Origin of the sequence: Variovorax sp. AB1(2024) (assembly GCF_037482385.2) — a bacterium.
GTDB lineage: Bacteria > Pseudomonadota > Gammaproteobacteria > Burkholderiales > Burkholderiaceae_C > Variovorax.
This window is the reverse complement of sequence record NZ_JBBHKP020000002.1, coordinates 637,998-654,160: the sequence shown is the minus strand read 5'-3', so window position 1 is coordinate 654,160 and position 16,163 is coordinate 637,998. Positions and strand designations below refer to the sequence as shown.

Annotated in this window: 9 protein-coding genes; all 9 read left to right on the top strand. The window is 68.9% G+C overall.

Translation table 11 applies throughout. From position 1 onward, the window contains the following. Positions 1-153: 153 nt before the first annotated feature. The 9 genes from xdhA (at position 154) to WIX39_RS29910 (ending at position 16,158) form a co-directional block, all read left to right on the top strand. On the top strand, positions 154-1,776 hold the full coding sequence (gene xdhA, locus WIX39_RS29950; protein WP_081268963.1) for a xanthine dehydrogenase small subunit: 1,623 nt from the start codon (positions 154-156) through the stop codon (positions 1,774-1,776). Between the two features lie 2 nt (positions 1,777-1,778). Then, the gene (xdhB, locus tag WIX39_RS29945) at positions 1,779-4,229 is read left to right on the top strand and encodes a xanthine dehydrogenase molybdopterin binding subunit (RefSeq protein WP_409196749.1); all 2,451 of its coding nucleotides are present in this window, start codon (positions 1,779-1,781) and stop codon (positions 4,227-4,229) included. A 162-nt stretch (positions 4,230-4,391) separates the two neighbouring features. Continuing rightward, positions 4,392-5,372, top strand: a complete 981-nt coding sequence (locus WIX39_RS29940; RefSeq protein ID WP_081268961.1) for a LysR family transcriptional regulator — start codon at positions 4,392-4,394, stop codon at positions 5,370-5,372. 75 nt (positions 5,373-5,447) lie between these two features. Beyond that, on the top strand, positions 5,448-6,848 hold the full coding sequence (locus WIX39_RS29935) for an NCS2 family permease (protein ID WP_081268960.1): 1,401 nt from the start codon (positions 5,448-5,450) through the stop codon (positions 6,846-6,848). Between the two features lie 114 nt (positions 6,849-6,962). Beyond that, a complete protein-coding gene (locus tag WIX39_RS29930; RefSeq protein ID WP_081268959.1) occupies positions 6,963-8,483 on the top strand; it encodes an ABC transporter ATP-binding protein in 1,521 nt (506 codons plus the stop codon). Further along, complete coding sequence (locus WIX39_RS29925) at positions 8,476-9,624, top strand: ABC transporter permease (protein WP_081268958.1); 1,149 nt, start codon at positions 8,476-8,478, stop codon at positions 9,622-9,624. The genes WIX39_RS29930 and WIX39_RS29925 overlap by 8 nt, the downstream gene beginning before the upstream one ends. 1 nt (position 9,625) lies before the next feature. Continuing rightward, positions 9,626-10,546, top strand: coding sequence for an ABC transporter permease (locus WIX39_RS29920; protein WP_409196748.1), 921 nt, complete (start codon positions 9,626-9,628; stop codon positions 10,544-10,546). 50 nt (positions 10,547-10,596) lie between these two features. Then, entirely contained in the window at positions 10,597-11,772 is a 1,176-nt protein-coding gene (locus WIX39_RS29915) for a BMP family ABC transporter substrate-binding protein (RefSeq protein ID WP_081268956.1), read from the top strand. Positions 11,773-12,117: 345 nt separating this feature from the next. After that, entirely contained in the window at positions 12,118-16,158 is a 4,041-nt protein-coding gene (locus WIX39_RS29910) for a TOMM system kinase/cyclase fusion protein (RefSeq protein ID WP_409196747.1), read from the top strand. Positions 16,159-16,163 lie beyond the last annotated feature (5 nt).

Sequence of the window (16,163 nt, the reverse complement as noted above, 5' to 3'; positions counted from 1 at the left end):
GCCCGGGAATTGCAGCTCCCGCGCCAGGGTTTCCCCGTACGTGGCATACCGGCCCCCACATACGCGTTATGGGGCTGCCCGTATGCAAGACCCCCGACAAGCCGCTAACGTCCATGACTGACCCCTGACGGGTCCCCCACGAGCCCCAAAAGCATGAGCACCGACAGCAGCAAGATTCAACCGATCCGCTTCTTCCATCGCGGAAAGATCGTCGACGTCACCGGCGTCCACCCGACCCGTTCCGTGCTCGACTGGCTGCGCGAGGACGCCCGCTGCACCGGCACCAAGGAAGGCTGCAACGAAGGTGACTGCGGTGCCTGCACCGTCGTCATCGGAGAACTGGCCACCGATCCCCAGGCGCCGGGCGCGGTGGACGGCCTGAGCCTGCAGACCGTCAACGCATGCATCCAGTTCCTGCCCACCCTGCACGGCAAGGCCCTGTTCACGGTCGAGGACCTCAAGGCCCAGTGCCAGGCCGCGCCCCACAGGACCGAGAAGGCCAAGGACGGCAAGCACGCGGTGCACACGCTGCACCCGGTGCAGCAGGCCATGGTCGACTGCCACGGCTCCCAGTGCGGCTTCTGCACGCCCGGCTTCGTGATGTCGCTGTGGGCCACCTACGAACACCACCAGGCCGGGGGCACGCAGCCCACCCGCCAGCAGCTGGCCGACGACCTGTCGGGCAACCTGTGCCGCTGCACCGGCTACCGCCCGATCCTGGACGCCGGCCAGCGCATGTTCGACCTGCCTTCGGTGCGCCTGGACACCAGGCCCGTGGTGGCTGCGCTCACCGCCTTGCGCGACGACGGCGCGGCGCTGAGCTACGCCGCCCCGCTCGGCGCGCGCATGGACCACTTCCACGCCCCCAGGACCCTGGCCCAGCTGGCCGCCCTGCGCGAGCAGAAGCCCCGCGCCCAGCTGCTGGCCGGCTCGACCGATGTCGGCTTGTGGGTCAACAAGCAGTTCCGCGACCTCGGCGACATCATCTACGTGGGCGACGTGGCCGAGATGAAGGCCATCGAGGACCGCCCTGACAACGGCGGCGAGCTCTACATCGGCGCCGGCGCCTCGCTGGAGGCGGCCTTCGGCGCGCTGGTCGAGCGCGTGCCCAGCCTGGCCGAGGTGTGGCTGCGCTTCGCCTCGCCGCCCATCCGCCATGCCGGCACCATGGGCGGCAACGTGGCCAACGGCTCGCCCATCGGCGATTCGCCGCCGGTGCTGATGTCGCTCGATGCGCAGATCGAGCTGCGCCGCGGCGACGTGGTGCGCCGCATGCCGCTGCCCGACTTCTATCTGGACTACATGAAGAACCAGCTGCAGCCGGGCGAGTTCGTGCAGGGGCTGGCCGTTCCGCACGCCGCCATGAAGCGCCAGGTGCGCGCCTACAAGATCAGCAAGCGCTTCGACTGCGACATCTCCGCGCTGTGCGCGGGCTTCGCCATCGAACTCGAAGCCGGCGGCGACACGGTGAAGGCCGTGCGCCTGGCCTTCGGCGGCATGGCCGCGACCGTCAAGCGCGCCACGAACGCCGAGGCCGCGCTGCTCGGCAAGCCGTGGACGCAGGCCAGCGTCGCCACCGCCAAGCTCGCGCTCGCGCAGGATTTCAAGCCGCTGTCGGACATGCGCGCCTCGGCCGACTACCGGCTGCAGGTCGCCCAGAACCTCATTCAACGCCTCTGGCTCGAAACCCGCGCCGAAGACGCCCTGTCGCTGGAAGAAACCAGCGTCTGGAGCGTGATGCCCCACGCGACCCCCGCCACCGCCGCAGGAGTCTGACCATGAACAAACCCATCGACGCCCGCCTGCTGCAACCCGCCGAGGCCTTTGCCGACTACCTGACCAACACCGCCGCGCGCATCGACGTGGGCGCCGAAGCGCTGGCGCACGAGCGCGGCATGCGCGTGGGCATCAGCCGCCCGCACGAGTCGGCGCACCTGCACGTGGCCGGCGAGGCCACCTACATCGACGACATTCCCGAGCTCGCCGGCACGCTGCACTGCGCGCTGGGCCTGTCGCCGGCGGCCAACGGCCGCGTCACCGCGCTGTCGCTGGATGCCATCCGCGCCATGCCGGGCGTGGTCGCGGTCATCACGGCCGACGACATTCCGGGCACCAACGACTGCGGCTCGATCATTCACGACGACCCGATCCTGCTGCCCGTGAACGACGGCGGCGAGATCCGCTACCTCGGCCAGCCCGTGTTCGCGGTGATCGCAGAGACCCGCGACGCCGCGCGCCGCGCCGCCGCCAAGGCCAAGGACGCGCTGACTATCGAGGCGCAGCCGCCCGTGCTCACGCCGCAGGCCGCCCACGAGCGTGGCCAGTACGTGGTGCCGCCGATGCACATCGTGCGCAGCGGCGGCGGTGCCAACGAAGGCGACGAGGCCGCCGTGCGCGCCGCCATCGCGAAGGCGCCGCGCCGCCACAAGTCCACGCTCGACGTGGGCGGGCAGGAGCAGTTCTATCTCGAGGGGCAGATCAGCTACGCCATTCCCAAGGAAGGCGGCGCGCTGCACATCCACTGCTCGACGCAGCACCCCAGCGAAATGCAGCACCTGGTGGCGCATGCGCTGCACCTGCAGTCGAACGAAGTGCATGTCGAATGCCGGCGCATGGGCGGCGGCTTCGGCGGCAAGGAATCGCAGTCGGCGCTGTTCGCCTGCGTGGCCGCCATCGCGGCGCGCCAGCTGCAGCGCCCGGTGAAGCTGCGGCTGGACCGCGACGACGACTTCATGGTCACCGGCCGTCGCCACTGCTTCTGGTACGAATACGAGGTGGGCTACGACGACGAGGGCCGCATCCTCGGCGCCGAGATCACCATGGTCTCGCGCGCCGGCCACTCGGCCGACCTGTCGGGCCCCGTGATGACGCGTGCGCTGTGCCACTTCGACAATGCCTACTGGCTGCCCAACGTGGCCATGCACGGCTTCTCGGGCAAGACCAACACGCAGAGCAACACCGCGTTTCGCGGCTTCGGCGGCCCGCAGGGCGCCATTGCCATCGAGAACATCCTGGATTCGGTGGCCCGCGAGCTCCAGCGCGATCCGCTGGACGTGCGGCGCGTCAACTTCTACGGCAAGACGGAGAACAACGTCACCCCGTACCGCCAGACAGTGACCGACAACATCGTCCACGAACTCGTGGCCGAACTCGAAGCCAGCAGCGACTACCGCGCGCGGCGCGAGGACATCGCGGCCTTCAACAAGAAGAGCGTGGTGCTCAAGCGCGGGCTGGCGCTGGCGCCGCTGAAGTTCGGCATCTCGTTCAACGTGAAGCACTTCAACCAGGCCGGCGCGCTGGTGCATGTATACACCGACGGCTCGATCCTCGTGAACCACGGCGGAACCGAGATGGGGCAGGGCCTGAACACCAAGGTGGCGCAGGTGGTGGCGCACGAGCTGGGCGTGAGCTTCGAGCGCGTACGCGTCACCGCGACCGACACCACCAAGGTGGCCAACACCTCGGCCACGGCCGCATCGACCGGTGCCGACCTGAACGGCAAGGCCGCGCAGGACGCGGCGCGCCAGATCCGCGAGCGCCTGGCCGACTGCGCGGCCGAGCGCCACGGCGGCACGGCCGCCGAGGTGCGCTTCGCGAACGACAAGGTCGAGGTCAACGGCAAGACGCTGGCCTTCAGCACCGTGGTGGGCGAGGCCTACCTCGACCGCAAGCAGCTGTGGTCCGACGGCTTCTACGCCACCCCCGGCCTGAGCTGGGACAAGGACAAGATGCAGGGCCGCCCGTTCTACTACTACGCCTACGGCGCGGCGGTGAGCGAGGTGATCGTCGACACGCTCACCGGCGAATGGAAGCTGCTGCGCGCCGACATCCTGCACGACGCGGGCAAGTCGCTGAACCCGGCGGTGGACATCGGCCAGGTCGAGGGCGCCTTCATCCAGGGGATGGGCTGGCTCACCACCGAGGAGCTGGTATGGCATCCGCAAAGCGGCAAGCTCACCACGCACGCGCCCAGCACCTACAAGATCCCGACCGCCAACGACTGCCCGCCCGTGTTCAACGTGCGCCTGTTCGAAGGCCAGAACTTCGAGGACTCGATCCACCGCAGCAAGGCCGTGGGCGAGCCGCCCCTCTTGCTGCCGTTCTCGGTGTTCTTCGCGATCCGCGACGCGGTGTCGGCCGCGGGTGACCACAAGGTCGATCCGCCGCTGAGGGCGCCGGCGACCAGCGAGTCGATTCTTCGCGCCGTCACCGCTGTCCAGTCCGCATAGTCACTCGTAGACTTTGGCGCATGTCCAAAGTCCTCCCCATGCCACACGTCCCGATTCCATTCGCGAAACTCCGCGGAACCGGCTTTGCCGGGCCGCGGGTGCCGCCCCCGGCAGGGGGTGGGCGAAGCGACACGAAGTGCGCGAACACCGGGGGCGAGTGCCATGCGTGACCAGGCGCTTTTCGACAAGATCGATCTGCACCTCATCCGGGTGCTTCACACCGTGCTGACCGACCGCAGCGTTTCGCGCGCCGCCATTCGGCTGGGCATGTACCAGCCGGCCGTCTCGGCCGCGCTCAAGCGCCTTCGCGAGCTGTCGGGCGATCCGCTGCTGGTGCGCTCGGGCTCGGGCATGGTGCCGACCGATGCGGGGCTGCGCATGATCGAGCCCGCGGCCAGCATCCTGCGCGCGGCCGAGATGCTGTTCTCCGACGCGCGCGGCTTCGATCCGCAGTCGGCCGCCACCACCTTCCGCATCGCCGCCAGCGACTACATGGACCCGCTGTTCCTGCCGATGCTGGTGGCGCAGGTCAAGCGCGACGCGCCGCTGTGCCAGATCGAGATCCATGCGCTTACGCCCGACTCGGACTACCACGGCCACCTGGCGCTCGGCCAGGTCGATCTGGTGATCGGCAACTGGCTCAAGCCGCCGGAAGACCTGCACATGGCGCGGCTGTTCGGCGACGAGGTGGTGTCGCTGGTCAACAAGGACCATCCGGCGGTGCGCCGCGGCTGGGACCTGGAGACCTGGCTGGCGGCGGAACACATCGCGCCCACGCCGATGCACCCGGGCGGGCGCGGCATCATCGACCAGATGCTCGACGAGCTGGGCCGGCAGCGCAACATCACGGCGCGCTGCGCGCACTTCGGGCTCATTCCCGACATGGTGGCCTCGAGCCTGCTGGTGCTGACCACCGGGCGACAGTACTGCGAGCGCTTCGCGGCGCGGCTGCCGCTGGCGATCCTCGAATGCCCGGTGGCGCTGCCGCGCCTCATGTACTACCAGCTCTGGCACGAACGCACCCATTCGTCGAGTTCGGCGCGCTGGCTGCGCGAATGCATCAAGGACGTGGCGGCGTCGCTGCGCCCGCCACCCTCCATGGCCGCGCGGCCGCCCGCCGCCCCCGAGACATCCGATCCCTGAGAGATCCCCGTTCGCGCTGGCGTCGTGAGCGGGGCAACGATGAAAACCGCCACTACAACAGCTGGAGACAAGCAAATGAGTTCGTTTGAACAGGCGCCCAAAGGCGCCGAGCCCCGCGCGCCGGGGCATGTCGAGTCCGCGCGTCCGCGCGCGGCTGTGGGCAGCGCAAGCGGCTCGGGCCTGCTTGAACGGGTGTTCAAGCTCAGCGCGCACAACACCACCGTGCGCACCGAGGTCATCGCGGGGCTCACCACCTTCCTGACGATGGCCTACATCATCTTCGTGAACCCGTCGATCCTGGGGGACGCGGGCATGCCCAAGGGCGCGGTGTTCGTGGCCACCTGCCTGATCGCGGCGCTGGGCACGCTCATCATGGGCCTGTATGCCAACTACCCGATCGCGATGGCGCCGGGCATGGGCCTGAACGCCTATTTCGCCTACGTGGTGGTGCTGGGCATGGGCTACACGTGGCAGGTCGCGCTGGGCGCGGTGTTCATCTCGGGCTGCCTGTTCCTGATCGTGACGGTCACCGGATTGCGGGAGCTTTTCATACAGGGCATACCGCAGTCCTTGCGAACGGCGATCACCGTGGGCATCGGCATGTTCCTGGCGCTCATCGCGCTCAAGAGCGCCGGCGTGGTCGCGGCATCGCCGGCCACCTTCGTCACGCTGGGCGACCTGCACTCGGCGCCGGTGATCCTGGCCACGCTGGGCTTCCTGATCATCGTGGCGCTAGATAAGCTCAAGGTGCGCGGCGCGATCCTGATCGGCATCGTCACGGTAACGGTGCTGTCGTTCTTCTTCGGCGGCAACAAGTTCCACGGCGTGTTCGACGCGCCGCCGTCGATCGCGCCCACCTTCATGCAGCTGGACATCATGGGCGCGCTCAAGGGCGGCATCCTGAACGTGGTGCTGGTTTTCTTCCTGGTCGAGATGTTCGACGCGACCGGCACGCTGATGGGCGTGGCCAAGCGCGCCGGCCTGCTGGTGCCGGGCAAGATGGAGCGCATGAACAAGGCGCTCCTGGCCGACAGCGGCGCGATCTTCGCGGGCTCGCTGCTCGGCACCTCGAGCACCACGGCCTACGTGGAAAGCGCGGCGGGGGTGCAGGCTGGTGGGCGTACCGGCCTCACGGCCGTGGTGGTGGCGCTGCTGTTCCTCGCCTGCCTGATGATCTCGCCGCTGGCGGGCTCGGTGCCGGCGTATGCCACGGCACCGGCGCTGCTCTTCGTGGGCTGCCTGATGCTGCGCGACCTGGTCGAGCTCGACTGGGAGGACACCACCGAGGTGATCCCGGCCGCTGTCACCGCGCTGACGATGCCCTTCACCTACTCGATCGCCAACGGCCTGGCGTTCGGCTTCATCACCTATGCCGTGCTGAAGCTGTGCACCGGCCGGGCACGGGAAGTGCATGCGATGGTCTGGGTCATCGCCGCCGTGTTCCTGTTCAAGTTCGCCTATATCGGCGGGCATTGACGCCGTGAACTGAGCAAAGCGCCGTCGGGCGCCGATGGTCGCGGGGACCGCTATTAAACTGATAGCTGTTCCCGCTTTGTTGCTGTTGAACGAGACAAACCCACGAAACCCGGCATGACAACCCCCAGACTCCAGCTCGCGCACATCACCAAGCGGTATCCCGCGGTGGTGGCCAACAGCGACATCACCCTGGCCGTGCAGCCCGGCGAAATCCACGCCGTGCTCGGCGAGAACGGCGCCGGCAAGTCGACCCTGATGAAGATCATCTACGGGTCGGTCAAGCCCGACGAAGGCACCGTCACCTTCGACGGCCAGGCCGTCAACCTGCGCAACCCCCAGCAGGCGAGGGCGCTGGGCATCAGCATGGTGTTCCAGCATTTCAGCCTGTTCGACACGCTCACCGTGGCCGAGAACGTCTGGCTAGGGCTGGACAAGTCGCTGCAGCTGGCCGAGGTGGCGCGCAGCATCACGGCCAAGGCGAGCGAGTACGGTCTGGACATCGACCCCTCGCGACCGGTGCACACGCTGTCGGTGGGCGAGATGCAGCGGGTGGAGATCATCCGCGCGCTGCTCACCAACCCCAAGCTGCTGATCCTCGACGAGCCGACATCGGTGCTCACGCCGCAGGCCGTGCTCAAGCTGTTCCAGGTGCTCAAGAAGCTGTCGTCGGAGGGCTGCAGCATTCTCTATATCAGCCACAAGCTGCACGAGATCCGCGAGCTGTGCACCGCCTGCACCGTGCTGCGCGGCGGCAAGGTGACGGGGGTGTGCAACCCGCAGAACGAGAGCAACGAGTCGCTCTCGCGGCTGATGATCGGCAGCGAGCCGCCGCCGCTGAAGCACCGGCCGGTGCACGCGGGCGCCGTGGCGCTGCGCGTCGAGCGGCTGTCGCTGGCGCGCGAGGACCAGTTCGGCGTGGACCTCGACGGCATTTCCTTCGAAGTGCGCGCGGGCGAAGTGGTCGGCATCGCGGGCGTCTCGGGCAACGGGCAAAAGGAACTGCTCTACACCTTGTCGGGCGAGGACGTGCGCGCCGAGGCCGCGATGGTCCGCGTGTTCGACAAGCCGGCGGGCAGGCTGCGACCGCGCGCGCGGCGCGCCCTGGGCCTGCATTTCGTGCCCGAGGAACGGCTGGGCCGCGGCGCGGTGCCCACGCTGGGGCTCGCGCACAACCTCCTGCTCACGCGCAGCAATGCGGTCGGGCGGGGCGGCTGGATCCGCACCGGCGCGCTCGAGCGCCATGCGCGCTCGATCATCGAGCGTTTCAACGTCAAGGCGGGCGGCCCGCATGCGGCGGCGCGCTCGCTGTCGGGCGGCAACCTGCAGAAATTCATCGTCGGCCGCGAGATCGACGCCAATCCCAGGCTCTTCATCGTCTCGCAGCCGACCTGGGGCGTGGACGTGGGCGCCGCCGCGCTGATCCGCGGCGAGATCCTCGCGCTGCGCGATGCCGGCTGCGCCGTGCTGGTGGTCAGCGAGGAGCTCGACGAGCTGTTCGAGATCAGCGACCGGCTGCACGTGATCGCCAAGGGGCGGCTGTCGCCGTCCGTCGACCGCGCGGCGGCCACGCTGCCGCAGATCGGCGAATGGATGAGCGGCCTGTGGCAGAAGGACTCGGAGGCAGCCCATGCTTAAGCTCGAACCCCGCCCGGAGCTGTCGCGCTTCTGGAGCTACGCCTCGCCGATCCTGGCGCTGCTGATCACCGTGCTGATCGGCGTGGCGCTGTTCGCCGCGCTCGGCAAGGACCCGGTCAAGGGCCTGCTGGTGTTCTTCTACGAGCCCCTCAAGAACGGCTACGCCATCGGCGAGCTGATGGTCAAGGCCACGCCGCTGCTCATCATCGCGCTGGGGCTGGCCGTGTGCTTCCGCTCGAACGTGTGGAACATCGGCGCCGAAGGGCAGTTCGTGTTCGGCGCCATCGCGGCGGGCGGTGTCGCGCTGCTGGCCGACAAGACGACCGGGCAGTGGATCGTGGTGGCCATCCTGGCCGCGGGCATCCTCGGCGGCATGGTGTGGGCGGGCATCGTCGCGTTGCTGCGCGACAAGTGCAACGCCAACGAGATCCTGGTGAGCCTGATGCTGGTCTACGTGGCCACGCTGCTGCTGGGCTACATGGTCTTCGGCCCGTGGAAGGACCCGAACGGCTACAACTTTCCGCAGACCAAGACCTTCGAGGCGGTCACGCAGATCCCGCGCCTGTTCAAGGGCTCACGGGTGAGCATCGGGCTGGTCATCGCGCTGGTCGGGGCCGGGGCGCTGTGGGTGTTCCTGTTCCGCACGCGCGCGGGCTTTGCGCAGCAGGTCGGCGGGCTGGCGCCGGCGGCCTCGCGCTATGCGGGCTTCTCGGCCCGCCGCGCGGTGTGGATCGCGCTGCTGACCTCGGGCGGCGCGGCCGGCCTGGCCGGCGCGCTCGAAGTGGCCGGCCCGCTCGGGCAGCTCACGCCGTACGTGCCGGCGGGCTACGGCTTCGCTGCCATCATCGTGGCCTTCGTCGGGCGGCTGCACCCGGTGGGCATGATCTTCTCGGCCATCCTCATGAGCATGTTCTACATCGGCGGCGAACTGGCGCAGTCGCGCCTGGGCCTGCCGAAGTCGCTCACCGGCGTGTTCCAGGGCCTGCTGTTGTTCACGCTGCTGGCCTGCGACACGCTCATCGCCTACCGCATCCGCCGCAAGGCGGCCGCCAAGGCCGCCTCCGGCATGACCACCGCCTCGCTGCAGGCCAGCACACCCATCACCGCGCCCGTCGCGCGCCCGAACGAGGGAGCCCTCTGACATGGAAAGCTACGCACTCCTGCTCGGCTCCACTTTGAGCGCGGGCACCGTGCTCGCCATCGCGGCGCTGGGCCTGCTCATCAACGAGAAGGCCGGCATCGTCAACCTCGGAGCCGAGGGCATGATGCTGTGCGCCGCCATCGCGGGCTTCGCGACGGTCGTCACCACGCACAACCCATGGCTCGGCTTCCTGGCCGGCATGGCGGCGGGGGCCCTGCTTGCCGCCTTCTTCGGCGTGCTGGTGATCTGGCTTAACACCAACCAGTACGCGACCGGGCTCGCGCTGAGCCTGTTCGGCGTGGGCTTCTCGGCCTTCGCCGGCATCAACTTCGTGCAGGCCAAGCTGCCGGAAAGCGCGTCCTACGCGATTCCCGTGCTGAGCGACCTTCCCCTCGTCGGCCCGGCGCTGTTTCGCCATCACCCGATGGTGTATGCCGCGATGGCGCTGACCGCCGGGCTGATCTGGTTCCTGTACCGCACGCGCGCCGGCCTGGTGCTGCGCTCGGTCGGCGAATCGCCCGAGTCGGCGCATGCGCTGGGCTACCCGGTGCGGCGCATCCGCTTCCTGGCGGTGATCGCGGGCGGTGCGCTGTGCGGGCTGGCGGGCGCGTACCTCTCGACGGTGTACACGCCGCTGTGGGTCGAGGGCATGGTAGCGGGCCGCGGCTGGATCGCGCTGGCGCTCACCACCTTCGCGACCTGGCGGCCGGTGCGCGTGCTGCTGGGCGCGTACCTGTTCGGCGGAGTCTCGATGCTGGGCTTCCACCTGCAGAGCAGCGGCGTCGACGTGCCCGCGCAGTTCCTCAGCATGCTGCAGTACATCGCGCCGATCGTGGTGCTGGCGCTGATCTCGCGCAACCCCGCGTTCATCCGCGCCAACATGCCGGCGTCCATCGGGAAACCGTTCTACCCCGGCTCATAATCGCGTTTTCGTTTTTCCGCCAACCTGTCCTTTTTTGAGGATTTCCGACAATGAATGATCTGAACAAGCGCTCCCTGCTCAAGCTGGCTGCCTTCACCGCGGTCGCTTCGGCCGCCCTGATCGGCTGCGGCAAGAAAGAAGAAGCCGCAGCACCGGCCGCCGCACCCGCGGCCCCGGCTCCCGTGGCGGCCGCCCCGGCGCCGGCACCGGCAGCGCCGCTGAACATCGCGTTCGCCTATGTCGGTCCGGTGGGCGACGGCGGCTGGTCGTTCGCGCACGACAACGCCCGCAAGGCGCTCGAGAAGGAATTCGGCGACAAGATCAAGACCACCTTCGTTGAAAGCGTGCCCGAAGGCGCGGACGCCGAGCGCGTGTTCCGCGACTTCGTGAGCCAGGGCAACAAACTGATCTTCGGCACCACCTTCGGCTACATGGAGCCCATGCTCAAGGTCGCGGCCGACAGCAAGGACGTGAAGTTCGAGCACGCCACCGGCTACAAGACGTCGGAAAACATGCGCACCTACGACAGCCGCACGTACGAAGGCGCGTACATGGCCGGCGTCATCGCCGGTGCCATGACCAAGAGCAACACCCTGGGCGTGGTCGGCTCGGTGCCGATTCCCGAAGTGCTGCGCAACATCAACAGCTTCACGCTGGGCGCGCAGTCGGTGAACCCGAAGATCACGACCAAGGTCGTGTGGGTGAACGAGTGGTTCAGCCCGCCGAAGGAAACCGAAGCCGCCACCGCGCTGATCAACGGCGGCGCCGACGTGCTGTTCCAGAACACCGACTCGCCGGCCGTGCTCAAGACCGCGCAGGAAAAGGGCAAGCGCGCGTTCGGCTGGGACTCCGACATGACCGCCTACGGTCCCAAGGCCCACCTGGCCTCCGCCGTCATCAACTGGACCCCGTACTACGTGAAGGCCACCCAGGAAGCGCTGGACGGCAAGTGGACCACCGGCCAGTCGTGGTGGGGCGTGAAGGAAGGCGCCATCGACCTCGTGTCGATCGCCGAGGACGTGCCGGCCGAAGCCAAGGCCAAGGTCGATGAAGTCAAGAAGGGCCTGAAGGACGGCAGCTTCGTGATCTGGAAGGGGCCGATCCTCGGCCAGGACGGCAAGGAACTGGTCGCCAAGGACGCCGTGGCCGACGACAAATTCCTCTCTGGCATCAACTTCTACGTCAAGGGCGTGGAAGGCAAGGTGCCGGGCGGCGACAAGAAGTAACGCAGCAGCGCGCTGACGGATTCACGGGCCACCCCTGGAAAAGGGTGGCCCGTTGTCGTATGTGGACCGGCTCGGCGGGGGACGACTCGCTCGAACAGCGATGCCGCCGGCAAATAAAAAGTAAATCCGTTAAGAAGTGAGCGCTTATGTGTTACAAAATGAGACCTAACTCCTGAATTGTTATCTGCCTGCCACTGCCTGGATCTTCTTTCACGCCAATCCGTGAGGAAAATCCTTGCCTTCAGCTAGAGTAACAATCGGTGTCGCAGCACCGGTCTGCTGAAAGGCCGATCGGGCGCCAAGCGCCTTCAGGAGGACCGCCAAAGATCCACAGACGAGGCTGAAATGCAGGATGCCGTCACCAACCCCACTCAAGCAGCAGCGTCCCAACCCGCGCCGATTCCGCTGGACATTCCCGGCTATGAACTTCTGGAGGCATTGGGCGCCGGCGGCTACGGCACGGTGTACCGCGCGCGCCAGCAGAGCACTGGCGCACAGGTCGCGATCAAGGTCGTGAAGCTGCAGGCGGGCAACCGGCGCGTGGCCCGCTTCCATCGCGAGACGCGGCTGTGCGCCGCGCTGCATCACCCGCACATCGTCCAGTTGCTCGACAAGGGCGAGCAGGGCGATTGCGTCTACGGCGTCTTCGAATACGTGCCGGGCGAAACGCTCACCAGCCTCATCCGCCGCCAGGGCGCGCTGACGGCGTCCGAGACCGGCCGCCTCATGGCCGAAGTGCTGGACGCACTCGACTGCGCGCATGCGGCCGGCATCGTCCATCGCGACCTCAAGCCCGACAACGTGATGGTGACGCTCACCGGCGCCGTGCCGCACGCGAAGGTGCTCGACTTCGGCATCGGCACCGTCATTCCCCAGCGCACCGGCCTGCAGTTCCCCGCGCTCACGATGACGGAGGAGAGCCTGGGTACGCCGGCCTACAGCGCGCCCGAGCAACTGCGCGGCGAGCCGCCGAGCATCCGCACCGACCTCTACGCCTGGGGCCTGATGTTCCTCGAATGCCTGACCGGCGCACCCGCCGTGCAGGGGGCCTCGGCGGCGGAAATCCTGCACCGGCAATTGAGCCCGCAAGAGATTCCGCTGCCGCCCGAGATCGTGGAGCACCCTGTGGCCGCGCTGCTGCGCAAGGCGCTCAGGAAGAAGGCCGCGGAGCGCGCCGATTCCGCTGCCACGCTGCTGGCCGAACTCACGCGCCTGCGGCTCGAGGACCTCGTCGGCGTGCTGCGCTCGACCCGCCAGGCCCAGCATGAAACGCTCACGCGCACCGTGGCCACCACGCGCGTGTTCTCCGAGAAGCGGCAGCTCACCGTGCTGTGCTGCAGCGTCTCGGTTTGGCCCGACACCGATGCGGACGGCGCCGAGACGCACGACGCGCTGCCCTCCGACATCGAGGACATCGAACTGCTGCAGCGCGACGAGCTCGCGCTGTTCGCGGAGACCGCCACCCGCCGCGGCGGCCTGCTCGCCGGCACGCTCGGCGACCGCATGATCGTGCTGTTCGGCTATCCGCATGCCAGCGACACCGACGCACGGCAGGCCAGCATGACGGCGTTGGAGCTCATGGCGCTGAGCCGCCGCCGCGCCGCCGCCGTCGCGCAGGCGCACGGCGTGCACCTGGGCATCCGCATGGGCATGCACACCGGCATGGCCGTGGTGGCCAACGGCGAGGTGCCTTCGGGCCATGCCGTCAACGTGGCGATGCGGCTCGAAGCCGTGGCCGAGACAGGCACCCTGCTCGCGAGCGAAAGCAGCCACCGCCTGCTGGGCCGCTACGCGCACTTCGACAAGGTCGCCAACGTGAGCCTGCCGGGCCAGTCCGCGGGCATCCAGACCTACCAGCTCAACGTCGACCGGCAGGCGCCGCTGCTGCCCGACCCGTCGCCGGACGCCGCGGCGCAGGCCGTGTGCGTCGGCCGCGAGGCCGAACTGGAGCGACTGCGCGCCGCATGGAGCCGGGCGCGGCAGGACCACGGCAGCGCCGTGTGGATTCGCGGCGAGCCGGGCATCGGCAAGTCCTGCCTGGCCGACACCTTGCGCGCGCATGTGCTGGCCGAAGGCCTGCGCACCGTCGGCGCGCAGTGCCAGCCGGAAAACCGCAACAACGCGCTCACGCCGTTCCTGAACCTGCTGCGCCAGCGGCTCGACGCGGCCCCCGACACCTCGCCGGACGGCCGCCGCGAATGGCTGCGCGAGATCCTGCGCGGCGCCGGCTGCGACGAGGACGCGGTGCTGCCCATCTTCTGCGCGTGGCTCTCGCTGCCGCTGGGCAACTGCGAGCCCAGCCGCATTTCTCCTCCGATGCAGAAGGCACTGCTGCTGTCGTCGATGGCGCAGTGGCTGCTGCACATGGCCGAGTCCGCGCCGCTGCTGCTCGTGCTCGAGGACGTGCACTGGGCCGACCCCACGAGCATCGAGTTCGTCGAACAGCTCAGCGCGCAACTGCCGCACCGCCGCGTGCTGCTGGTGCTCACGGCGCGGCCCGAATGGACGCCGCCGCAGGCGCTCGAGGCCGAGTGCATCGACGTGCGCCGGCTCGAGGACGCGCAGGCCGCGGAGCTGGCGCGGCGGGCGCTGGCGCCGCGCGTGGTCACCGCCGGCGTGATCCGCAACGTGGTGGAGCGCACCGATGGCGTGCCGCTGTTCGTGCAGGAAATGGCGCGCATGCTGCTCGACGCCTACCTGGTCGAGAGCGACGGCGTCTGGGGCTTTCGCGACACGATGCAGCCGGCCGCGATTCCGGTCACGCTGCGCGACTCGCTGGTCAGCCGCTTCGACCGGCTCGGCCCGCTCAAGAACCTGCTGCAGCTCGCGGCCACCATCGGCCGCCAGTTCGAGATCGACCTGCTGTGCGCCTGCTCGGGCCGCGCGCGCGACGCGGTGGACGCCGACATGGCCGTGCTGCGCGAGGCGGAGCTGGTCATGCCCGACGACCGCGCGGGCGCGGGCGCCTACATGTTCCGCCACGCGTTGATCCGCGACACGGCCTACGAATGCATGCTGGTGGCGCAGCGCCGCCAGCAGCACCGCGACGTGGCGCAGACGCTGATGCAGCGCTATCCGCAGCGCGTGGCCGCCGAGCCCGGCGGCGTGGCGCAGCACTGGGCCGATGCCGGCGACCATGCGCAGGCCATCGCGCATGCGGTGCAGCAACTGCGCATCACCCAAGTGCGCTCGCTGAACGATGAAACCATCGCCTACGCCCGGCACATCGACAGCTGGATGGCGCAGCTCGGCGGCACCGCCCAGCGCGAGGCCCGGCTCGACGTGAACAGCTACGTCACGCAGGCGATGATGAACAAGTACGGCTGGGCCCACGAGCAGGTGGTGGAGCGCATCGCGCTGTCGCAGGACCTGCTGGACGACACCGTCGCGCGCGACAAGCAGGTGCAGCACCTGTGGGCCCTCATCACCTACCACCACGTCGCGAGCAACCGCGGCGAAGTGCACCGCCTGAGCCACCGGCTGCTCGACCATGCGACGCAGCAGCAGGACCAGGGCGTGCTCGTCGCGGCGCAGACCTACCTCGGGCTCTCGCACTATTCCGAAGGTCGCTTCGACCTGGCCGAACAGGCGCTGAGCGATGCCATCGAGCGCTACGACCCCGTCGCCCACGCGCACCACGCGGCCGAGTTCGGTTTCGACACGCGGGTGTGGGCCACCACCGGGCGCGCGCTGGTGCGCTGGTTCGCGGGCCACGACGAGGCCGCGCGCAACGACGCGACCACCGCCGTGCGCCTGGCGCGCGAGATGTCGCACATTCCTTCGCTGAGCATGGCGCTGCTCTACCAGAGCCTGGGCCACCAGGCCCGCGGCGACCGGGCCAGGGCGCTCGCGAGCACCGGCGAGCTGCTCGACATCACGGCGCGCTACGGCCTGCCGGCGTTCACCGGCTACGCGGAAATCATCCGCTGCTGGGCCAGCGGCGAGGCGAGCGACATCGCGCGCGCCGATGGCGCCGTGGAGGCGCTGTGGGGCATGGGCTGCCGCTACTGCCAGAGCTACTACCGCGCCTTCGCCGCGGAGACGCTGGCGGCCAACCAGCGCTGGGCCGAGGCGGCCGAGCGCATCGACGAGTGCCTGCGCCTGGTGGACGTGCTCGAAGAGCGGCTCTACAGCGCCGAGCTGCACCTGAAGAAAGCCCGCTACCTGCAGGCCGCGGGTGCCGACAGCGCCACCGTGCAGGCGTGTTTCTCGCAGGCGGCGCTGGTCGCGCGCGTGAGCGGGAAACACCGAACCGAAGCCGAAGCCCTGGTGGCGTTGCAGGCACTGGCACCCGCCGTGCACGACGTTGCCGGACGCTTGAAGGAGCTGGCCGCCCTGCGGCCGGAACTGTCCGTGCGCACGCCCGTGCATGCGCACATCACTTGAACCCA